This is a genomic window from Vannielia litorea (genome assembly GCF_900142295.1).
GTDB lineage: Bacteria > Pseudomonadota > Alphaproteobacteria > Rhodobacterales > Rhodobacteraceae > Vannielia > Vannielia litorea.
On sequence record NZ_FSRL01000002.1, the window covers coordinates 145,671 to 166,748 of the forward strand.

The window sequence follows — 21,078 nt, forward strand, 5'->3', positions numbered from 1 at the left end:
GCCGCGACCGGGCCGGAACGAGAGAGAGCAAAGGGAAGGCCGCGGCATGGTGCCCGGCCCGACACGAGGATGAGCAGGCGGGCAATGGCCCGGTTGAACGGAAAGGCAGGCAACAGATGGCAGCTGTTCGGATAATCCTGATCGTGATCGTTCTCGCCGTGATGGGCGGGATCGGCTTCATGCAGTACGGCGCGATGAGCTCCTTCAACGGGTCGGCCGACCCGGCGGGCGAGAACTACGCATCGAACGACACATACGAGCCCGAGGCCTCGCGCTCCAGCGCGTCGAGCGGCTACACCGCCGGCAACCTCATCAAGTCCACCAAGACCACCAGCCGCGTGGGGGGCGACAAGACCATCACCATCCAGCGCAAGAAGCCCGGCCTCTGGACGCGGATCCGCATGTGGTTCGGCTACGTGCCCGAAGATGCCCACCGCCGCGACTTCGCCCGGCTGAAGGCCCAGCGCGAGCGCGAGGCCGCCTACAGCTCCGGCATCAACCAGGCGACGGGCCGCAAGGAAAGTACCGCCAGCGTGCGCGAAAGCTCCTCCGGCGCCAGCAAGAAGGCCGCGCCCAACAAGTCGGTCGCCAGCGCGCTCAGCGGCGACTGAGCCGCCCGCCCGCACAAGACCAAGAGGGGCGTCCCGCCGGGGCGCCCTTTTCGCAGGGCGTCACCGGCCAAGGGAAGGAAAGGCCGCCAGCACCCGGCTCCGCGCCGCCTCGCAGGCCTCGCGCGCGTGCCCTTCGGCCAGCACGAACTCGGCACCGTCGGGCAGCAGCAGCACCGCGCGAAAACAGGCATCGCCATCGTTGTCGGTCCCTTCCTGCACCTCGGGCAGGGTCAGCTCGGTGGCCTCGTACGCCTGCCGCCTGCGCCGATGCGGGTAGCGCCAGGTGAGCCGCAGGCGGCCGTCCGCCGTGACGGCGGCAAAAAAGCAGGGCGCGTTGGCCGAATAGGCCACCATGCAAAGCCCCGCGAGCCAGAACAGGCCCAGCAGGGCGCGAAACAGCTCCGGCGGGTAGCCCTCGGGCGATCCGTCGCGGACCGTCACCCATGTCGCCATGCACAGCATGCCGACCCAGACCGCCAAAAAGACCCAGAGAACCGCCGGCGTGCGATTGGCCACGAGCGGTGTGGCCCGCGGCACCCCCGGCCCGCCGGTCACGCCGCCCGCAGCGCCTCGGCCGCCCAGAGCCGCGCCTCGTAGCCCGAGAGCATCCGCCGCGCCGCCGGCCCGTAGCCCGCGCCGGTCTCCGGATCGAGCTCGGGGAAGAGCGTGCAGATCTCCTCCACGATCTCCGCCTCGAAACTGTGCTGCATCTGCCCGCCGGGCAGAAAGCTCTCGGTTGGCAGCCCCTCCGACCAGATCACCTGGTGCCGGTCGAACAGCAGGTGCACGTATTCCACCGCGCCGCCCTCCAGCCGCGTCACCGAGCTGCCGTTGACCAGCTCCTTGGCGGCCACCAGCACCTCGCCGTCCCCGAACATCAGTTCGGCCAGCGGGTCGCGGATCATCAGCCGATGCAGCGGCGAGATGGTCAGCGCCCGGTGCGGCCCGAAGGTCCCGGCCCGAATGTGGATCGGCGCCATCACGCCCTGCGCGGGCACCTCGCGGCGGCCGATCCAGCGCAGCGGCTGGGGGCCCTCGTCCACCGTCAGCACCATGTCGCCCGGCTGCAGGCGCTCCACCGGCACCTCGCCCTCCGGCGTGGCGATCATCGTGCCCGCCACGAAGCAGGGCACCTGGTCGAGCTTGATGAAGCCGGTGTCGGTGTGGCCCTGCCCGTCGCTGATCTTGTAGGTGAAGTTCACCTCTTCGTCGTCGCCATCGGTCTGCACCGTCAGCGTGCCGTCGGCATTGAGCGTGATGATCTGCCCGGTCTTCAGGGTCACGCTCTGGCCCGCCGTCACCGCCACCCCGTTGATATGGGTCACGGTCATCGTGGCGCCGCTCGACGAGATGTCATTGTCGAGCACGTCGATCGTCTTGGTGAAGTTCGTGCCCATGGTGACGCTATCGGTCATCGCCACCAGGTCGGTCTGAATCGAGTCCCCCGCGATCAGCACGTTGGAATCGTAGTTGCTGTCCGAGGTGTCGGCGATCCCGATGCGGATGGTGTTCTGCACCCCGGCATTCACCGGCATGGTCAGGGTCATCGTGATCGTGAACCCGTCCATCTCGGTGTTGTAGTCGTCATCGGTGTTGTCGACGTAGAGGTTGGAGTTGTCGGCGTCGTTGACGTTGGTCACCGCCGTGTTGCCGGTGCCCACCTCCAGCTCCACGTACTGCCCGTTCACCCAGACGGCAAAGACGTCGTTGTAGATCGAGTTGGCGTATTCGGGGTACTCGTCGGAGGCAAAGACGAACTGCATGGTCATCACGTCCCCGTCGGGAACGAAGGTGATGTCCATGTAGCTGGCATCGTAGGTGGAGTTGCCCGCCACCGCGTTGAACTGCGCGTTGTTGTTGGCCCCGCCGGTGTTGGTCGAGGTGTTGGTGCTCTGGTTCGCCTGGCCCGAGGAGTTGGTGAAGTCGCTCGCCCGCCCGGTCGAGAGGATCACGCCGCTGTCGCCCGGCACCACGCCCGGCGAGGTGCTGTCGCCGCCCGAGTAGATCCCCGAGGAGTAGCTCGACCCCGAGTAGCTGGCGGTGACCACCTGCACGCTGTCGCCGAAGATGGCGTTGGCCATCTGGATGGCCGAGGCGTTGGTGTTGATCGAGAGTTCTGATGCCGCAACCATGCTCTGTCCTCGACAGACCCTCGGCATGGCAAGACGGCACGGCACGGGGCCGGTCCGTCGGGGGTGGCGGGTGCGAGGTTTTCCTCGTCTGTCCTGCCGCTGCTCTTCGCCCTGCCTCGGGTCGATTTTTCGTTTTGCCGAAAAATGCCATCCTTTCGGCGGGTTGTCAGCACATTTGCGACCGGCGCCCCCGGGCTGTGGGGGCGGTGCAACAGGGCGGCGGCTGGTGCGCGCGCGGCAGAGCGGGTAATCCGGGGCAAAAGGAGTGCCCGCCATGACAGATCCCGTCGAGCTCACCCGCGCCCTCGTGCGCTGCCCCTCCGTCACCCCGGAGGAGGGCGGCGCGCTGGTCCTGCTGGAAGAGCGGCTGTCTGCGGCGGGCTTTGCCTGCACCCGGGTGGACCGGGGCGGCATCTCCAATCTCTTCGCCCGCTGGGGCCGGGCGGGCAACGGCCCCGCCTTCGGCTTCAACGGCCATACCGACGTGGTGCCGGTGGGCGACGAGGCCGCCTGGACCCATCCGCCCTTCGGCGCCGAGGAGGAGGACGGCTGGCTCTACGGGCGCGGCGCCACCGACATGAAATCGGGCGTCGCCGCCTTTGTCGCCGCCGCCATCGACTTCGTGACCGAAACGCCTCCCGAGGGCTCCGTGGTGCTCGCCATCACCGGCGACGAGGAGGCCGACGCGCTCGACGGCACCACCGCCCTGCTCGACTGGATGGCGGAGAACGGCGAGCGCATGGATGTCTGCATCGTCGGCGAGCCAACCTCGCTCGAGCAGATGGGCGACATGATGAAGATCGGGCGGCGCGGCTCGATGACCGCCCATTTCACCCTGCGCGGCAAGCAGGGCCACTCGGCCTATCCGCACCGCGCCATCAACCCGGTGTCTGCCATCGCCCGCCTCTGCGACCGGCTGGCCTCCCGCCAGCTCGACCTCGGCACCGAGCATTTCGACGCCTCCACCCTGGCGCTCACCACCATCGACGTGGGCAACGCCGCCACCAACGTGATCCCGGCGCTGGCCCGCTGCACCGCCAACATCCGCTTCAACGACGAGCACAGCGGCGAGAGCCTCACCGAATGGCTGAAGGCCGAGGGCGACAAGGTGGCCGAGGAGTTCGGCGTCGAGGTGGGCCTGACCGTCAAGGTGAGCGGCGAGGCCTTCCTCACGCCCCCCGGCCCGCTCTCCGAGCTGATCAGCGGCGCGGTGCAGGCGGTCACGGGCCGCACGCCCGAACCCTCCACCACCGGCGGCACCTCCGACGCCCGCTTCGTGAAGTCGCATTGCCCGGTCGTCGAGTTCGGCCTCGTCGGCCACCGCATGCACCAGGTCGACGAGCGTGTCCGGGTCGAGCAGATCGGCGAGTTGAAGGCGATCTACACCCGAATGCTGGAGGAGTACTTCGCCAGGGCGTGACCCACATTCCCACAAATGTTGTTTTGTGGGCCCGCCCAGGCTACACTCGCGCCATGCCCAGACTCTCGATCGACATCACCGCCGAAGAGCACCGCAAGCTGAAGGCCATCGCCGCGCTGAACGGCCAGACCATCAAGGATTACGTGATGAGCCGAACACTTGGAGACGCACAGGATGTCGCCGGCAAGAGCGACAAGGAGGCGCTGGATGCGCTGCGGGACGTGCTGATGCCGCGGATTGAAGAGGCCCGGCGCGGTGAGTTCTCGGAACTCACGATGGAGGAGATCGCCGCCAAGGCGAAGGCTGGTCTGGAAGGCTGATGGCCGCCTATCACCTGACGGTTTCGGCGGAGGCGGATGTTGTCGGCATCTGGCAATACACCGCAGGAACCTGGAGCGAGGCGCAGGCCCAGATCTATCATGCCGAGCTGCAGACGTGCTTTTCGCGCCTCGCCGCTGGCCCGTTCCGCAGCTTTGAAGATGTCGCTCCCGGTCTGCGATCCTGTCGCGTCGGGCGGCATGTTGTCTTCTGGCTTGCTGCGGCGGGAGAGGTGCCGCAAGTCATCGCTGTCCTGCACGAGCGGATGGATATCTTCTCGCGGCTGGCTGATCGACTGAAAGCAACGAAATGACCCTCACCGTCACCCCCACCCGCGACCTCGACGCCTGCTTTGCCCTGCGCCGCGAGGTGTTCATGCGCGAGCAGGGGTTTTCCGAGGCCGAGGAGTTCGACGGCAAGGACCAGCGGGCGATCCATCTTCTCGCCAGCGAGCGCGGCGAGCCGGTGGGCACGGCGCGGGTCTTCGTGGAGGAGGGCCGGATCGGGCGCATCTGCGTGCTGCAACGCGCGCGCGGCACAGGGCTGGGCGCCGCCATCGTCCGCGCCGGCATGGACCTGCTCCGCGAGCGCGGCGCCACCCGCGCGGTGCTCGACGCGCAGGTGCGGGCAATGGGGTTCTACGAGACGCTGGGCTTCACCGCCGAGGGGCCGGAGTTCGATGACGGCGGGGTGCCGCATCGGCGGATGACATGCCCGCTGTAACGCCCGCCGGGCTGACGATCGCCGTCACCGACGATTTCGCCGCCTGCATGTCGGTGCGCATCGCGGTCTTCGTCAACGAGCAGGGCGTGCCCGCCGAGCTGGAGAACGACGAGCACGACGCGGAGGCCCTGCACCTTCTGGCCACCCGGGGCACCCGCCCTGTGGGCACGGCGCGGGTGATGCGCGAGGGCGCCACCGGCAAGATCGGGCGGGTCTGCGTGCTGCCCGAGCTTCGCGGCACCGGCCTCGGCCTCGCCCTGATGGAGGCGGCCCTCTCCGAGCTGCGAAACATGGAGGGAATCGAGCGGGTGATCCTCGGGGCGCAAACCTCGGCGCTCCCCTTCTACGCCCGGCTGGGCTTTGCCCCCTATGGCGCGCCCTTCGACTCCGTGGGCATCCCCCACGTCATGATGGCCCGCCTCCTCTGAAATCGCTGTTGCCTTCGGCTGCGCCCTGCTACCTCTTTCTCCATGGCCGAGCTCCCTACGAAATCAGACATCCTCGACTGGATCGCCGCCCACCCCGAGGCAGCCTCCAAGCGTGACATCGCCAAGGCGTTCCACATCAAGGGCGCCGCGCGGATCGACCTCAAGCGGCTGCTCCGCGAGCTGGAGGACGAGGGCCACCTCGCCAAGCGCAAGCGCAGCTACCGCGACCCCGAGAAGCTGCCGCCCGTGGGCGTGCTCACCGTGGTGGGCCCCGACAAGGACGGCGACCTGATGGCCCGTCCGATGGAGTGGCAGGGCGAGGGGCCCGAGCCCAAGGTGCTGATGATCCTGCGCTCCGCCGACGGGGCGCTGGGCGCGGGCGACCGGATCCTTGCCAAGCTGCGCGAGGTCAAGGGCGAGGAGCACCACTACGAGGGCCGACTGATCCGCAAGATCGGCACCAACCCCAAGCGCATCCTCGGGGTCTACCGCAAGAGCGCCGAGGGCGGCCGCATCCTGCCCGTCGACAAGGGCGCAGACCGCGAATGGCTGGTGATGAAGGATGCCACCGCCGGCGCAAGGGACGGCGAGCTGGTCGAGGCCGAGCAGGCCGGGCCCAAGGGCCGCATGGGCCTGCCCAAGGCCCGCGTGGTGCAGCGCCTGGGCGACCCCACCGCGCCGCGCGCCGTGTCGCTCATCGCCATCCACCAGCACGGCATCCCCGACAGCTTCGAGGATGCCACCATCGCCGAGGCCGATGCCCAGAAGCCCGCCGGACTCAAGGGCCGCGAAGACCTGCGCGAGCTGCCGCTCATCACCATCGACCCCTCCGATGCCCGCGACCACGACGACGCCTGCTTTGCCGCCCCCGACGATGACCCGCGCAACGAGGGTGGCCACGTCATCTGGGTCGCCATCGCCGATGTCGCCCATTACGTCACCCCCGGCTCCGCGCTCGACCGCGAGGCGCGCGAGCGCGGCAACTCCACCTATTTCCCCGACCGGGTCGTGCCCATGCTGCCCGACAGGCTCTCGGGCGACCTCTGCTCCCTGCACGAGGGCGTCCCCCGCGCCTGCATCGCCGTCCGGATGCGCGTCGACGCCCACGGCGAGCTGCTCGACTGGTCGTTCCACCGCGGCCTGATGAAGTCGCTGGCCTCGCTGAACTATGACGAGGTCCAGCAGGCCATGGACGGCGCGCCCAACGAGAAGGTCGCGCCGCTGATGGAGGAGGTCATCCGGCCCCTCTACGCCGCCTATGCCGCGCTGGTCAGCGCCCGCAACCGCCGCCAGCCGCTCGATCTCGACCTGCCCGAGCGCCAGATCGTCCTGGCCGAGGATGGCACCGTGCAATCGGTCCAGTTCAAGGACCGGCTCGATGCCCACCGGCTGATCGAGGAGTTCATGGTGCTGGCCAATGTCTGCGCCGGCAAGGAGCTGGTGAAGCGCACCAAGCCGCTGCTCTTCCGGGTCCACGAGGAGCCCTCGCCCGAAAAGCTCGATGCCCTGCGCGAAACCGCCCAGGCCTCCGGCCTCAGCCTCGCCAAGGGCCAGGTGCTCAAGACCGAGCACCTCAACCGCCTGCTCGCCCAGGCCGCCGGCACCGACCAGGCCGAGCTGATCAACCTCTCCACCCTGCGCTCGATGACCCAGGCCTATTACTCGCCGCAGCACATCGGCCACTTCGGGCTGGCGCTGGGCACCTATGCCCACTTCACCTCGCCGATCCGCCGCTACTCCGACCTGATCGTGCACCGCGGCCTGATCTCGGCCCACGGCTGGGGCGATGACGGGCTGACCGAGGCCGATATCGACTCGCTCGAAAACACCGCCGTCCACATCTCCGAAACCGAGCGCCGCTCGATGAACGCCGAGCGCGACACCACCGACCGCTACCTCGCCGCCTACCTCTCCGACCGGGTGGGCAACGAGTTCACCGGGCGGATTTCCGGCATCGCCCGCTTCGGGGCCTTCGTGCGGCTCGATGAAACCGGCGCCGACGGGCTGATCCCGATCCGGTCGCTGGGGCAGGAGTATTTCCACTTCGACCGCGACGCGCAGGAGCTGATGGGCGCCGATACCGGCCGGGTCATCGGCATCGGCCAGCGGGTCACGGTGCGGCTGGCCGAGGCGGTGCCCGTCACCGGCGGCCTGTTGCTCGACCTGCTCGAGCTCGAGGGCGCGGCGGTCAAGCCCGGCGCCTCGGCCAAGCGCGGCCGCCCGGTGCGGCGCGGCGAAGGCAAGGGCAAGGCCAAGGCCACCAAGGCCCGCAAGGTCGCCCGCCGCCGGCGCGGCTGATCTCCGCCCGCCGGAGCCCCTCCGGGCTTTGGAACCGCCCCCGAATCCGCTATGCTCGCCAAAACGATCTGGCAACGGCAGACGAAGAGCAGGCGGTATCATGAAACGAGTTCTGGCGGGCGCGGCCTTCGCGCTCATGGCAGGCGCGGCCCAGGCGGGCCCCGTGGCGGTTGAAATGGCGGTGCGCCCCCTCGCACGGCCCGCAGGCGGAGGGCTTCCGGTGGCCGAAGTATCTGGCGAGGGCTTTTCCGACTGGATCCGGGGCTTCAAGCAGCGCGCCGCCGCCAGGGGCATCGCGCCCGACCTGCTCGACCGCGCCTTCGAGGGCGTGGCCTTCGACGAGAAGGTCATCACCCGCGACCGCAACCAGAACGAATTCACCAAGACGATCTGGGAGTATCTCGACACCGCCGCCTCCGACCTGCGCGTGAGCAACGGAAAGGCAGCTCTGGAGCGCGAGCGCAGCGCGCTGGAGGCCATCGAAGCCCGCTATGGCGTACCCAAGGAGATCGTCACCGCGATCTGGGGGCTGGAGAGCGCCTACGGCACCTTCAAGGGCGACAACGACATCATCGGATCGCTCGCCACCCTCGCCCACGACAGCCGCCGCGGCGCCTTCTTCGAGGGCCAGCTCATGGCCGCCTTCGAGATCCTTCAGGCCGGAGATGTCGCCCCGCGCGACATGAAGGGCAGCTGGGCGGGCGCGATGGGCCACACCCAGTTCATGCCGTCGAGCTACCTCGCCCACGCGGTCGATTTCACCGGCGACGGCAAGCGCGACATCTGGGGCGACGACCCGAAGGATGCGCTGGCCTCCGCCGCCGCCTACCTCGCCGATGCGGGCTGGGTCAAAGGCATGCCTTGGGGCATGGAGGTGGTGCTGCCCGAGGGCTTCGACTACGAGATCGCGGGCGAGCACGAGACCCGCACCGCCGCCGAGTGGAACGCGATGGGCGTGCGCGACATCGAGGGCCGCGAGGTGCCCGACCACGGCCCCGCCTCCATCCGCCTGCCCGGAGGGGCCAGGGGCGCTGCCTTCATGACCTTCGGCAACTTCATGGTGATCGAGCGCTACAACACCGCCGATGCCTATGTCATCGCCGTGGGCCACCTGGGCGACCTCATCGCCGGCGGCAAGCGCATCCAGTCCGGCTGGCCGCGCGAGGATCGCGCCCTGACCCTGCCCGAGCGCGAAGAGCTGCAAACCCGGCTCGAGGCGGCGGGCTTCGACCCGGGCGGGGTGGATGGCAAGATCGGCCCCAAGACCCTCGCCGCCGTCCGTGGCTTCCAGAAAAGCATCGGCGTGGTGCCAGATGGCTATGCCTCCCTGGCGATCCTGCAAAAGCTGCGCTGACCCTTTCACGCAACTGACATGAAGCCGTTACGCGCCCGTCACCCGGCGGGCGCATGTGTCCCCGCACAACAGGAACCAAGGGGACACCCATGCACCGCACGCTTCTGACCTCGGCGCTCGCGCTGGCAGCCGCCACCGGCGCCGCCCAGGCCGAGATGGTCTTCAACCGCATCGCCTCCTTCCCGGTCGCCTCCAACATGGACGAGGGCGAGGACCGCACCCGCGAAACCTCCTCCGAGATCATCGACGTCACCGCCGACGGCATGACGCTGGTCTACACCGACAGCCCCCTCGGCGTGCTGGGCCGCATCGACATCACCGACCCGGCGAGCCCGCAGCCGCTGGGCAACATCGCCCTCGACGGCGAGCCCACCTCGGTGGCCATCGTCGGAAACGTGGCCTTCACCGGCATCAACACCTCCGAGAGCTACACCGCCCCCTCCGGTCGCCTCGCCGCGATCGACGTGACCTCGGGCGAAGAGCTGGCCTCCTGCGACCTCGGCGGCCAGCCCGATTCCGTGGCCAAGGCCCCCGACGGCGCTTTCATCGCCGTGGCAATCGAAAACGAGCGCGACGAAGACCTCAACGATGGCGCGATCCCGCAAATGCCCGCCGGCTTCCTGGTCAAGATCGCGCTGACCGACGGCGCGCTCGACTGCGACAGCCTCCAGAAGATCGAGCTGACCGGCCTCGCCGAAGTGGCCGGTGACGACCCCGAGCCCGAGTTCGTCGACATCAACGCACTTGGCGAAATCGTCGTGACGATGCAGGAGAACAACCACATCGCCGTCATCGACGCCGATGGCACCGTTTCCGCCCATTTCTCCGCCGGCGCGGTGGACCTCGAGGGCATCGACACCACCGACGAGCGCGGCGCGCTGCTCTTCACCGAGAGCCAGAGCGGCGTGAAGCGCGAGCCCGATGCGGTCAAATGGATCGACGATCAGCACTTCGCCACCGCCAACGAGGGCGACTACGAGGGCGGCTCCCGCGGCTGGACGATCTTCTCCAAGACCGGCGAGGTCGTCTACGAAAGCGGCACCAGCTTCGAGCAGGCCCTCATCCAGATCGGCCACTACCCCGACAAGCGGTCGGACGCGAAAGGCGTCGAGCCGGAATCGGTGACTTTCGGCCAGTTCGGCGGCACCCCGATGATCTTCATCGGCTCCGAGCGCGGCTCCGTCGTGGGGGTCTATGACGCCACCGACCCGGCCAACCCGCGGCTCACCCAGCTCCTGCCCTCCGGCGTCGGCCCCGAGGGCTACGTCACCATCCCCGAGCGCAGCCTGCTGGTCTCGGCCAACGAGACCGACCTCGGCGCAGACGGCGGCGCACGGGCCCATGTGATGCTCTTTCAATACGCCGAGGGCGAGGCGATGTATCCGCAGCTCACCTCCGAAGGCATGGATGAGCTCACCGGCTGGGGCGCGATCTCCGGCATGGCCGCCGAGGACGAAAGCACGGTCTGGGCCGTGTCCGACAGCTTCTACGGCTACCAGCCCCGCATCTTCCGGATCGACGTGAGCACCAAACCGGCCCGCATCACCCAGGCCATCGACATCACCCGCGCCGGCCACATCGCCCAAAAGCTCGACCTCGAGGGCATCGCGCTCGACGGGCAGGGCGGCTTCTGGCTCGCCTCCGAGGGCCGCACCGACCAGCTGATCCCCCACGCGCTCTACCACGTGAACGCCGAGGGCGAGATCAAGGAAGAGGTGAGCCTCCCCGCCGAACTCGTGGCGGTCGAAAAGCGCTTCGGCTTCGAGGGCATCACCCTGGTAAACGGCACCCTCTGGATGGCCGTCCAGCGCGAGTGGGGCGACGACGAGAAGGGCCAGGTCAAGCTCCTCTCCTATACCCCCGAGAGCGGTGAGTGGGGCGCGGTGCGCTACCCGCTCGATGCCCCCACCACCGGCTGGGTGGGCCTCTCGGAGATCACCGCGCATGGCGACCACGTCTATATCGTCGAGCGTGACAACCTGCTCGGCGAGGCTGCCGCGACCAAGAAGATCTATCGCGTCGCGCTGACCGAGATGCAGCCCGCCGCGCTGGGCGGCGATCTGCCGCTGGTGAGCAAGGAAGAGGTCCGCGACCTCCTGCCCGACCTCAAGGCCAACGGCGGCTACGTGCTCGACAAGGTCGAAGGTCTCGCCATCTTCGGCGACGGCACCGCCTGGGTCTCCACCGACAACGACGGCGTGGATGACCACTCCGGCGAGACGATGTTCTTCACCATCGGCCAGGTCGGCACCGGCTACTGAGTTTCAACCAAGCCCTTTTGAAAAAATCCCCCCCGGAACGGTCCGCCGTTCCGGGGTTTTTCTCTGGCGATCCGTGCGGGCAACCGCCGCAGGGTGGGTAATCCGCCCCCGCGCCTCACAGGATCGCCGCATCCTCCGAAACCCCGGCCCCCGCCGCGCCCGGCCCGCCGCCGAGCCCCGGCAGCAATCCGTTCTCGGCCACGACGTCGCCGCGCAGCGCGCGCAGCAACTCCCGGTGCCCCGCCGCCGCCTGAACCTGCGCGCCGATCCCGGCCCGCGCCCGCTTCAGGTAGGCCGCCCACTTCGCCCCGTCCAGCGTCCGCCCGGAGCAGAACTTGCCCTTGCCGAAGCCGCTTTCATAAACCTGTTTACCAAGCAGCACCGCCTGGTAGGTCGCGGGTGAAAACAGCGAGACGAAGCGGATGTCATTCACCGCCGGCAGCCCGTATTGCCAGAGCTCGAGGTTCTCCGCGAGCGTATCCGGCACCTCCAGGCTCTCCCGCGCGTCGATCCAGTACTGGTCATCCGTCCGGTTGCCCAAGGCATAATGCAGGCAGATGAAATCCCGCACCTCGTTGTAGAGCTCGTCCACCAGGTGGTTGAACCTCCTGCGCAGCGGATCGGCAAAGTCGCGGTCGGGAAAATACTGCACCAGCCAGCGCACCGCGGTGTCGATCATGTGAATCGCCGTGCTTTCCAGCGGCTCGATGAACCCGCCCGAGAGCCCCACCGCCACGCAGTTCTTCACCCAGGCGTTCCGGTTGCGCCCCACCCGCATCGGGATCACCCTCGGTTCGGCGCCTTCGCCATCCGGCCCCAGATGCGCCAGAAACTCCGCCCGCGCCTCCTCGTCGGTCCGATGCGCGGAAGAAAACACGTAGCCCGTCCCGATCCGGTTGAAGAGCGGCACCCGCCAGGCCCAGCCTGCACCCAGCGCGGTGCTCTTGGTGACCGAGTCGAGCCGCACCGGGTCGCGGTGCGGCACCTGCACCGCCATCGCCCGGTCATTCGCCAGGTATTTCCCGTAGCTCTCGAAAGGCTCGCCGAGCGCCTGGTTGATGATGAGCCCGCGAAAGCCGGTGCAGTCGATCACCAGCTCCACCCCGTGCCGCCCGCCCCGCTCCAGCATCAGCGCGGCCACATAACCGCGCTCGTCCAGCTCCACCTCCACGAGGTCGTCGAGCACATGCCGCACCCCGCGCGCCACGCAATGCTCCTTCAGCAGCCCGGCAAACTTGCCCGCGTCGAGGTGATAGGCAAACCCCACCGGCGGCCCCGGCATCTCGCCTCGCCCGCGTGGCCCCTTGGCCTGCGCCGCAAGGTCGACCGCGGGCGAGAAGCACTGCACGAAGTCGAGCCCCCCGGTGCCGAACTGCAGCGCATATTCCGCCGCCGACACCCCGTCGATCGCGGGCGGATGGGCGAAGGGGTTGATGTAATCCACCCGCTTGCCCTCGGCATCCACGTTCCAATGGCCAAAGACCACGCCCAGCTTGAAGCTCGCGTTGCAGGTCTTGAAGAACGTGCGCTCGTCGATCCCGCCCTGTTTCAGCGTGCGCGGCATGCCCGGCACCGTCGCCTCGCCCACGCCCACCGTGGGGATGTTCGGGCTCTCGATCAGCGTGATCCGCACGCCGCCCTCCGGCCCGCCCTTCAGCATCGACTGCAAGAGCAGCGCCGTCATCCAGCCGGCAGTGCCCCCGCCGACGATCGTGACCTCGCGGATCGGCTCGCCCATGTCCGCCCCCTTGTTGCTGCCGGCTCAAGGCTAACCCGACCCGGCGCACTGGCTCAACCTCGGCGCTACTTGATCACCTTGGTCTGGCTCGGTGGCGGCTTGTGCGGCGTCTGCCGCTGCTGGATCGCATGGGCCATCTCGTGCCCCATCAGTGCGGGCTTGCCCTCGGCCTTCACGTCCATGCCAAAGGCCAGCGGGTTGCCGGTGGCAAAGGCCCGCGCACCGATCAGGCCTTTGGCCGATCCCGCCTCGCTCCCCACGCTATGCACCTGAACGCCCCTGAACCCGGCATCCCTCAGCGTCTCGGCGATCTTCACCTTCTTGCCGCCCTTGGGCGGAATAGTCCCGATGTTGGGGTAGGGGATCGGCACAGGCGAGGGCGCCGCGGGTGTCTTGCACACGTCGGGAAAGGCGATCAGCAGCTTGCCCTGCCAGCCGGGCTTGATCCCGGCCTGGCTCAGCACGCCCGCGATGTTCCGCTCGCTCACGGGCCGCCCGCCCTGCTTTCCGTGGGTGACGAGAATGGTGTCTGTCCGGCCCTTGGCCGCATCTTCGAGATTTGCAGGGCTGACCTGCATGTCGTCGTCCGGCATCGAAATCACTCCATTCAAATAATGGAGAACTATGCCACCGAATCGGCCCGTTAACACGCTGCGCCGCAGCAATCCCGCTGCAGGTGCGATATGCATGGGTTGTGCATGGGTTGTGTATCGGTTGTGCATGTGGTGCCCGGATACCTCCGGGCCCCGTTAACCGCCCCGGACGGTGTCGATCATCAGCTGCACGTTGGCCGGGTCGGCGTCGGGGGTGATGCCATGCCCGAGGTTGAAGATATGGGGCCCATGCGAGAAGGCCTCGACGATCCGCCGGGTCTCGTCGATCAGCGTCTGCCCGCCCGTAACCATATGGGAAGACTTGAGATTTCCCTGCACGCAACCGTCGGGCTGCACGTGTTCGGCGGCCCATTCCGGGCTCACGCCATCGTCGAGCGCCACGCAATCCGCACCGGTCGCCGCGTGAAAGCCCCGGTAACGCTCACCGGCCCCGCGCGGAAAGGCGATGACCGGCGTATCGGGGTGTTCGGCCTTCACCCCTGCAATGATTTTCCTAATCGGATCAACGCAGTAATTGTCAAAATCCTCGGCGCTCAGGCTGCCCGCCCAGCTGTCGAAGATCTTCACCACCTCCGCCCCGGCCTCGATCTGGCGGTTCAGATACTCGATCGTGGCCCAGGTCACCCGGTCGATGATGGCCTTGAACAGCGCCACATCCTTGGTTTTCAAGTCATGCGCCGGCCCCTGGTCGGGCGTGCCACGGCCCGCGATCATGTAGGTGGCCACCGTCCAGGGCGCGCCTGCAAAGCCGATTAACGTCGTCTCTTCAGGCAGTTGAGTGCTGAGGTTGCCCACTGTCCGGTAGATCGGCGCGAGGTGGTCATGCACCTCGTCCCCGTTCTTCAGGGCTTCGTAATCCTTTCGCAGTCCAATGGGCTCCAGCCGGGGGCCTTCCCCGGTGACGAACCACAGCTTCTGCCCCAGCGCCTCGGGGATCAGCAGGATGTCGGCAAAAAGGATCGCCGCATCGAACCCGTAGCGCCGGATCGGTTGCAGCGTCACCTCGGTGGCCAGCTCGGAATTGTAGCACAGGCTCAAGAAGTCCCCCGCCTGCGCGCGGGTTTCGCGGTACTCGGGCAGGTAGCGGCCCGCCTGCCGCATCATCCAGATCGGCGGCGGGGCAACTGTCTCTCCTGCCAACACCTTGAGAATGCTCTTGTTTTCGGCCATGCGCTGTCTCCTCGCTGGCCGTATGGGTCGCCGCGCCGCGCCCGAGTGTCAAGTGCCGCATTGTCACGCCGAGGTGCCCGCGCTATCCCGCGAGCATGACCAGCACGCTCAAGATCGGCACCCGTGGCAGCCCGCTCGCCCTCGCCCAGGCCCACGAAACCCGCGCCCGCCTCATGGCCGCCCATGGCATGAGCGAAGAAAGCATTGAAATCGTGGTGATTTCCACGACCGGCGACAGGGTGCAAAACCGCGCCCTGCGCGAGATCGGCGGCAAGGGCCTGTTCACCCGCGAGATCGAGGAGGCGATGCTGGCAGGCGAGATCGACATCGCCGTGCATTCCTCCAAGGACATGCCCACGCTCCAGCCGCAAGGCCTTGTTCTCGATTGCTTTCTTGAGCGCGAAGACCCGCGCGACGCCTTCATCACGCTGGACGGAACCGCCCTCGCCGACCTCCGCGAAGGCGCCGTCGTCGGCACCTCCTCGCTGCGCCGCAAGGCTCAGCTCCTGCACAAGCGCCCCGACCTCCAGGTGGTCGAATTCCGCGGCAACGTGCAGACCCGGATGAAAAAGCTGGCCGACGGCGTGGCCGAGGCCACCTTTCTCGCGCTCGCCGGACTCAACCGACTGAACGCGCAGCATATTTCGCGCCAGCCGGTCGAGCCTTCAGAGATGCTGCCCGCCATCGCCCAGGGCGCCATCGGCATCGAGCGCCGCGTCGACGACACGGCGACGGATGCGCTCCTCGCCCCCCTCCGCCACGCCGAAACCCACCACCGCGTCGCCGCCGAACGGGCCTTCCTCGCGGGCCTCGACGGCTCCTGCGAGACTCCCATCGCCGGGCTTGCCACGCTGGACGGCAACACCCTGACGCTGAAGGGAGAAATCCTGCGCACCGACGGCTCCGAAGTGCTCACCGGCAGCCGCACCGGCCCGACCGAACAGGCCGCCGAGATGGGCGCCAGCCTCGCTGTCGAACTGCTTGCCCAGACGACCGACGACTTCTTCGACTGGACGTAGCCGCTACTCGACCCGCTCGATCAGCTCCAGCACACGAGGCCCGATGTCTTGGACGATCAGCCGCACCCCCTCCGCCGAGGGGTGAATCCCGTCCCCCTGCATCAGCTCCCGCCGTGCCGCCGCCTGGTCTTCCCGGCCGGTCAGAACGGCAAAGAAATCGGGGTAGAGCAGGGTGCCATAGGTCTCCGCCAGCTCCGGGTACATCGCGTCGAAGGCGGCCTTGTAGTCGGGCCCGAAGTTGCCCGAGGCCGCCAGCCCCACCAGCAGCACCGGCAGGTCGCGCGCCTCCGCCGCCTTCAGGATTCCATCGAGATTTCCGCGGCTTGCCGCCGGATCCACCCCGCGCAGCATGTCGTTGCCGCCCAGTTCGACGATCAGCGCATCCACGTCCTCGGTCAGCGTCCATTCGACGCGGCTCAACCCGCCCGCCGTCGTGTCGCCGCTGACGCCCGCGTTGCGCAGCTCCACCTCAGCGCCCTGCTCTGAGAGCCAACCCTGCAACACAGGCACGAAGCCCTCCTCCTGCGGCAGCCCGTAGCCGGCCGTCAGGCTGTCTCCCAGCGCGGCCACCACGACAGGCTGGGCCGTGGCGACGGAAACCACAAAGAATGTCGTTAAAGCCTTGAGCGCCAGCAACCTGGCCCCATATCGGAATGAAACAAAAGGCGCCCGCATGACCGATCCGATCCTGTCCCTCCAAGATGTCACCTTCACGCTCGACGGCAACGCCGGCAAGGTCAACATCCTCAAGGGCATAAGCCTCGACGTTGCAAAGGGCGAAACGCTGGGGCTGATCGGGCCTTCGGGCTCTGGCAAAAGCTCTCTCCTCATGCTCATGGGCGGGCTCGACACCGCGACCTCCGGCACCGTCCGGGCGCTCGGCCACGATCTGACGGCGATGGGAGAAGACGCGCTGGCCCGCTTCCGCCTGTCTCATATGGGGGTGGTCTTCCAGTCCTTCCACCTTATCGGCACGATGACGGCGCTCGAAAACGTCGCCACCCCACTGGAACTCGCGGGATTGCCCGATGCCTACGACCGCGCCGAGGCCGAGCTCGATGCCGTGGGCCTGCATGACCGGGCGCACCATTACCCCTCGCAAATGTCCGGCGGCGAGCAGCAGCGCGTGGCGCTCGCCCGTGCTCTTGCCCCCCGGCCCGATATCCTTTTGGCCGACGAGCCCACCGGCAACCTCGATGCCGCCACCGGCGCCGCGGTGACCGACCTGCTCTTCGACCTCTCCGAGATGCACGGCGCCACGCTGGTGCTGGTCACCCACTCCCGCGCGCTCGCCGCCCGCTGCGGCCGGGTGGTGCGCCTCGCCGACGGGCTGATCTCGCCTGAAAAGCAAGCCGAGGCCGCCGAATGAGCCTTGCACAATCTGCCCGGATCGCCCGCCGCGAGCTGCGGGGCGGGCTGCGCGGCTTTCGCGTCTTCCTCGCCTGCCTCGCGCTCGGCGTGGCCGCCATCGCCGCCGTCGGTCTGGTGCGCGAGAGCCTCTCCGGCGGGCTGATGCGCGAGGGCGCCACCATGCTCGGCGGCGATGCCGAGCTGCGCTTCACCTACCGCGCGGCGGGCGAGGCGGAGCAGGCCTGGATGGCCGCCGAGGCCACCCGCGTGTCGGAGATCGTCGACTTCCGCTCCATGGCCCGCGCGGGAGAGAACACCGCGTTAACCCAGGTGAAGGGGGTGGATGATATCTATCCGCTCTATGGCGAGGTCCGGCTGGAGCCCGCCATGCCGCTCGATACGGCGCTCGCAGGCGCAAACGGGCTGCCCGGCGCGGTGATGGACCCCTCGCTGATGGCGCAGCTCGATCTCTCGGTGGGCGACACGTTTCAGCTCGGCACCGCGAGCTACCACCTCGCCGCCGCGCTCACGCTCGAGCCCGATGCCGCCGGCGCCGGGTTTTCGCTGGGGCCGCGCACGCTGCTTTACCGGGCCGATCTCGAGGGGTCGGGCCTGCTCGCCCCCGGCACGCTCTTTGAAACCAACTATCGCCTCGCCCTGCCGCAAGGCACCGACCTCGCCGCGATGCGCGAGGAGGCGCTGTCGCAGTTCTCCGATGCAGGCGTGCGCTGGCGCGACAGTCGCAACGGCGCGCCCGGCCTCAACCGCTTCGTCGACCGCATCAGCGCCTTCCTCGTGCTGGTCGGCCTTGCCGGTCTCGCCGTGGGCGGCGTCGGCGTGTCGGCGGCAGTCCGCGCCTACCTCGAGCGCAAGACAGCGGTGATCGCCACGCTGAAGACCCTGGGCGCCTCGCGCCGCACGATCCTCTGGGCCTACCTGCTCCAGATCGGCGTGCTCTCGGCGCTGGGCATCGCCATCGGCCTCGCGCTGGGGGCCGCCGCCGTGCTGGCGCTGGCGCCGGTGCTGGAGGCCCGCCTGCCGCTGCCCACCGAGTTCACCGTCTACCCCGGCCCGCTCGCCGAGGCCGCGCTCTACGGCGCGCTGACGGCGCTGATCTTCACCCTCTGGCCGGTCTCCCGCGCCGAGGAGATCCGCCCCGCCCAGCTCTTCCGCGCCCTGTCGGACACCCGCCGCCACCTGCCGCGCTGGCCGGTCATCGCCCTGACGCTGGCGCTGGCCGCGCTGCTCGTCGGCGCGGCGGCCTTCTTTTCGGGCCTCTGGGAGCTGACGATCTGGGCCGCGCTCGGAGTCTGTTTCGCGCTCCTCCTCCTCCTCGCCGCCGCCTGGGCCATCCGCCGCCTCGCCCGGCGGCTCTCCCGCGCCCGCCGGGTGCGCGGCTGGCCGGCGCTGCGGCTGGCCTTCGGCTCGGTCGGCGGGCCGGGGCAGGAGGCCTCCGCCGTGGTGCTCTCGCTCGGGCTCGGCCTCTCGGTGCTGGCGGCGGTCGGACAGGTCAGCTCCAACATGCGCGCCGCGATTCAGGGCGACTTGCCCGAGGTCGCGCCGTCCTTCTTCTTCATCGACATCCAGCCCGACCAGATCGACCCGCTCCTGGCCCGGCTGAACGGCGATCCCGCGGTGACAAAGATCGACACCGCGCCGATGCTGCGCGGCGTGATCACCCGCATCAACGACCGACCCGCCACCGAGGTCGCGCCCGACCACTGGGTGGTGCGCGGCGACCGTGGCCTGACCTATGCCGCCGCCCAGCCCGAGCGGGTGACGGTTTCGGAGGGCGCATGGTGGCCCGAGGATTACGCCGGCCCGCCCCTGATGAGCTTCGCGGCCGAGGAGGCCGCCGAGATCGGCCTGAAGATCGGCGATGCGGTCACCGTCAACGTGCTGGGCCGCGAGATCACCGCCACCATCGCCAGTTTCCGCGAGGTCGATTTCTCGACCATGGGCATCAACTTCGTGATGACCTTCAATGCCGCAGCCCTGCAAGGCGCCCCCCACAGCCACATCGCCACGGTCTATGCCGAAGCCGAGGCCGAGCCCGCGATCCTGCGCGACGTGTCGCAGACATGGCCCAACGTCACGGGTATCGGCGTGCGCGAGGCCATCGGCCGTGTGGCCGGGCTGCTGGAGGGCATCGCCGCGGCCATCACCTACGGCGCCCTGGCCTCGCTGGTCACCGGCGGCGTGGTGCTGATCGGCGCGGCGGCGGCCGGCCAGCCCGCCCGCGAGTTCGAGGCGGCGGTGCTCAAGACGCTTGGCGCCGTGCGGGGCAGGGTGCTCTCCTATCTGGTGCTCCGCGCGGCCCTGCTGGGCTTCGCCGCGGGGGCCGTGGCCATCCTTGCCGGCGGTCTCGCCGGATGGGCGGTGACCACCTTCGTGATGGAGGGCGACTACACCTTCGAGCCGGTCTCGGCGCTGGCCATCGTCACCGGCGGCGTGCTGGCCACCCTCGTGGCCGGCCTGGGCTTCGCCCTGCGCCCGCTCTCGCTTCCACCCGCACGTGTGCTGCGCAGCGCCGAATAGCGTCGCATGACATGCCGAGTTGCACCTAAGTGATTGGGAATGCAGGTCTAACGGCATTTGTCACCAAATACCTCCTTCCCTTGCGTCGCGGCATTTGCCACTGTCTGCACATGATTTCGGCTCCCGCCACCCTGGCGGGGCCGCCCATGTGAAGGGAAGGACGAAAGGCAATGATGACCAAATTCAAGACCCTCAGCGCCGTGCTTGCAACCACGGCCGTGGTGGCCCTCGGCAGCTCCGCCTGGGCGCAGGACCAGGAAGGCCCCAACGCCGCCGATGGTGCGGGTGACGGCGAGGCTGGTGCCGTCGCGCAGATGGCCATGGCGCAGGACCTCTACGCTTACGGCTCGGCCAACAAGGACGCGCTCGCCATCGCCACCGCCGCCAAGATCGCCATGTCGATCGAGGCCGAGGACGTGGAGCGCGAGAAGGAAACCTCCGACATCGAGGGCTTCGAGGGCGCCGAAGAGGGCGAGGGCGTCGATGCGCCCGTGACCCCCGAGATGATGCTGGCCGAGGCCGAGGAACTGGCCGGCGAGGACGAGGCGCTGAAGAGCATGATCGCCGACATCAAGGCCGAGGGCTCCCGCGGCCGCATCGGCGGGGCCTCCCGCACCCTGTCGCGGCTGCCCGCCGGCAAGACCGACGTGTTCAAGGTGCCGTTCTATGGCGGACGCCTGGCCGAGCTGGCCATCGTCGGTGACGGCGACGCCAACCTCGACCTCGTGGTGACCGACGAGGGCGGCAACGTGATCTGCCTCGACCGCAGCTACTCCGACAAGCTCTACTGCTCCTGGACCCCGCGCTGGGACGGCTACTTCTTCGTCGGCGTCCGCAACCAGGGCCGGATCCGCAACAGCTACTACATCCTGACCAACTGATCCCCCGGGACCAGTCTCCACACCACCGACGCCGCCGGCACCCCCGGCGGCGTTTTCTTGTTCGGCTCCGGTCAGCGGGCCGCGCCCGCCTGGGCATGTGCCCCGTCCTGCGCCTCCAATGCCCCAGCCGCTTCCTCCCGCCTCGGCCCGGGCCTCGAGCTCCCGCCGCGCTGCCGAACAGGCGCACCTGTCCCGTGGTCCCCTTTGGCGGGCGCGACAGGTG

At 68.7% G+C, this 21,078-nt stretch carries 19 protein-coding genes; 13 read left to right on the top strand and 6 right to left on the bottom strand.

The features are described from left to right. The first annotated feature begins 116 nt into the window (after positions 1-116). Positions 117-611: a hypothetical protein gene (locus tag BUR94_RS18655; protein ID WP_074257941.1), complete on the top strand. Its 495-nt coding sequence runs from the start codon at positions 117-119 to the stop codon at positions 609-611. A gap of 60 nt (positions 612-671) precedes the next feature. Here the strand turns inward: BUR94_RS18655 and BUR94_RS18660 are convergent, their stop codons facing one another. Both BUR94_RS18660 and BUR94_RS18665 read right to left on the bottom strand, forming a co-directional pair. Next, the gene (locus tag BUR94_RS18660; protein WP_074257942.1) at positions 672-1,166 is read right to left on the bottom strand and encodes a hypothetical protein; all 495 of its coding nucleotides are present in this window, start codon (positions 1,164-1,166) and stop codon (positions 672-674) included. Then, on the bottom strand, positions 1,163-2,743 hold the full coding sequence (locus BUR94_RS18665; protein WP_074257943.1) for a Hint domain-containing protein: 1,581 nt from the start codon (positions 2,741-2,743) through the stop codon (positions 1,163-1,165). Before BUR94_RS18665 ends, BUR94_RS18660 begins: the two co-directional genes overlap by 4 nt. Positions 2,744-3,017: 274 nt before the next feature. Here BUR94_RS18665 and dapE point away from each other — a divergent pair, with 274 nt between their 5' ends. The 8 genes from dapE to BUR94_RS18705 all read left to right on the top strand — a co-directional run bounded on the left by dapE (position 3,018) and on the right by BUR94_RS18705 (position 11,545). Then, positions 3,018-4,163 (top strand): succinyl-diaminopimelate desuccinylase, encoded by a 1,146-nt coding sequence (gene dapE, locus BUR94_RS18670; RefSeq protein ID WP_074257944.1) that lies wholly within the window; start codon positions 3,018-3,020, stop codon positions 4,161-4,163. A 53-nt stretch (positions 4,164-4,216) separates the two neighbouring features. Continuing rightward, positions 4,217-4,483: a hypothetical protein gene (locus BUR94_RS18675; protein WP_074257945.1), complete on the top strand. Its 267-nt coding sequence runs from the start codon at positions 4,217-4,219 to the stop codon at positions 4,481-4,483. Then, positions 4,483-4,794, top strand: coding sequence for a type II toxin-antitoxin system RelE/ParE family toxin (locus BUR94_RS18680; RefSeq protein WP_074257946.1), 312 nt, complete (start codon positions 4,483-4,485; stop codon positions 4,792-4,794). Before BUR94_RS18675 ends, BUR94_RS18680 begins: the two co-directional genes overlap by 1 nt. Next, positions 4,791-5,204: a GNAT family N-acetyltransferase gene (locus tag BUR94_RS18685; protein WP_074257947.1), complete on the top strand. Its 414-nt coding sequence runs from the start codon at positions 4,791-4,793 to the stop codon at positions 5,202-5,204. Before BUR94_RS18680 ends, BUR94_RS18685 begins: the two co-directional genes overlap by 4 nt. Further along, complete coding sequence (locus BUR94_RS18690) at positions 5,192-5,632, top strand: GNAT family N-acetyltransferase (RefSeq protein WP_139301357.1); 441 nt, start codon at positions 5,192-5,194, stop codon at positions 5,630-5,632. Before BUR94_RS18685 ends, BUR94_RS18690 begins: the two co-directional genes overlap by 13 nt. Before the next feature lie 42 nt (positions 5,633-5,674). Beyond that, positions 5,675-7,930, top strand: a complete 2,256-nt coding sequence (gene rnr / locus BUR94_RS18695) for a ribonuclease R (protein ID WP_074257948.1) — start codon at positions 5,675-5,677, stop codon at positions 7,928-7,930. A 100-nt stretch (positions 7,931-8,030) separates the two neighbouring features. Continuing rightward, positions 8,031-9,284 (top strand): lytic murein transglycosylase, encoded by a 1,254-nt coding sequence (locus BUR94_RS18700; protein WP_074257949.1) that lies wholly within the window; start codon positions 8,031-8,033, stop codon positions 9,282-9,284. Positions 9,285-9,373: 89 nt separating this feature from the next. Beyond that, entirely contained in the window at positions 9,374-11,545 is a 2,172-nt protein-coding gene (locus BUR94_RS18705; RefSeq protein WP_074257950.1) for an esterase-like activity of phytase family protein, read from the top strand. A gap of 115 nt (positions 11,546-11,660) precedes the next feature. Here BUR94_RS18705 and BUR94_RS18710 read toward each other — a convergent pair whose 3' ends face one another. From BUR94_RS18710 to hemE, 3 genes are all read right to left on the bottom strand, one after another. Continuing rightward, on the bottom strand, positions 11,661-13,283 hold the full coding sequence (locus BUR94_RS18710) for a tryptophan halogenase family protein (protein WP_074257951.1): 1,623 nt from the start codon (positions 13,281-13,283) through the stop codon (positions 11,661-11,663). 65 nt (positions 13,284-13,348) lie between these two features. Then, positions 13,349-13,876, bottom strand: coding sequence for a PAAR-like domain-containing protein (locus tag BUR94_RS18715; RefSeq protein ID WP_074257952.1), 528 nt, complete (start codon positions 13,874-13,876; stop codon positions 13,349-13,351). Between the two features lie 156 nt (positions 13,877-14,032). Then, positions 14,033-15,067 (bottom strand): uroporphyrinogen decarboxylase, encoded by a 1,035-nt coding sequence (gene hemE / locus BUR94_RS18720; RefSeq protein WP_074257953.1) that lies wholly within the window; start codon positions 15,065-15,067, stop codon positions 14,033-14,035. A gap of 95 nt (positions 15,068-15,162) precedes the next feature. Here hemE and hemC point away from each other — a divergent pair, with 95 nt between their 5' ends. Next, positions 15,163-16,086: a hydroxymethylbilane synthase gene (gene hemC / locus BUR94_RS18725; protein ID WP_074257954.1), complete on the top strand. Its 924-nt coding sequence runs from the start codon at positions 15,163-15,165 to the stop codon at positions 16,084-16,086. Positions 16,087-16,089: 3 nt separating this feature from the next. Here hemC and BUR94_RS18730 read toward each other — a convergent pair whose 3' ends face one another. After that, positions 16,090-16,761 (bottom strand): arylesterase, encoded by a 672-nt coding sequence (locus tag BUR94_RS18730; protein WP_074257955.1) that lies wholly within the window; start codon positions 16,759-16,761, stop codon positions 16,090-16,092. Here BUR94_RS18730 and BUR94_RS18735 point away from each other — a divergent pair. From BUR94_RS18735 to BUR94_RS18745, 3 genes are all read left to right on the top strand, one after another. Further along, on the top strand, positions 16,760-17,455 hold the full coding sequence (locus BUR94_RS18735; protein WP_074257956.1) for an ABC transporter ATP-binding protein: 696 nt from the start codon (positions 16,760-16,762) through the stop codon (positions 17,453-17,455). The two genes, BUR94_RS18730 and BUR94_RS18735, sit on opposite strands and share 2 nt — an antisense overlap. Then, positions 17,452-19,974, top strand: a complete 2,523-nt coding sequence (locus tag BUR94_RS18740) for an ABC transporter permease (protein WP_074257957.1) — start codon at positions 17,452-17,454, stop codon at positions 19,972-19,974. The genes BUR94_RS18735 and BUR94_RS18740 overlap by 4 nt, the downstream gene beginning before the upstream one ends. 170 nt (positions 19,975-20,144) lie before the next feature. Beyond that, positions 20,145-20,855 carry a hypothetical protein gene (locus tag BUR94_RS18745; protein ID WP_074257958.1) on the top strand — a complete coding sequence of 237 codons (711 nt, stop codon included), beginning with the start codon at positions 20,145-20,147 and terminating at the stop codon, positions 20,853-20,855. Positions 20,856-21,078: the final 223 nt, after the last annotated feature.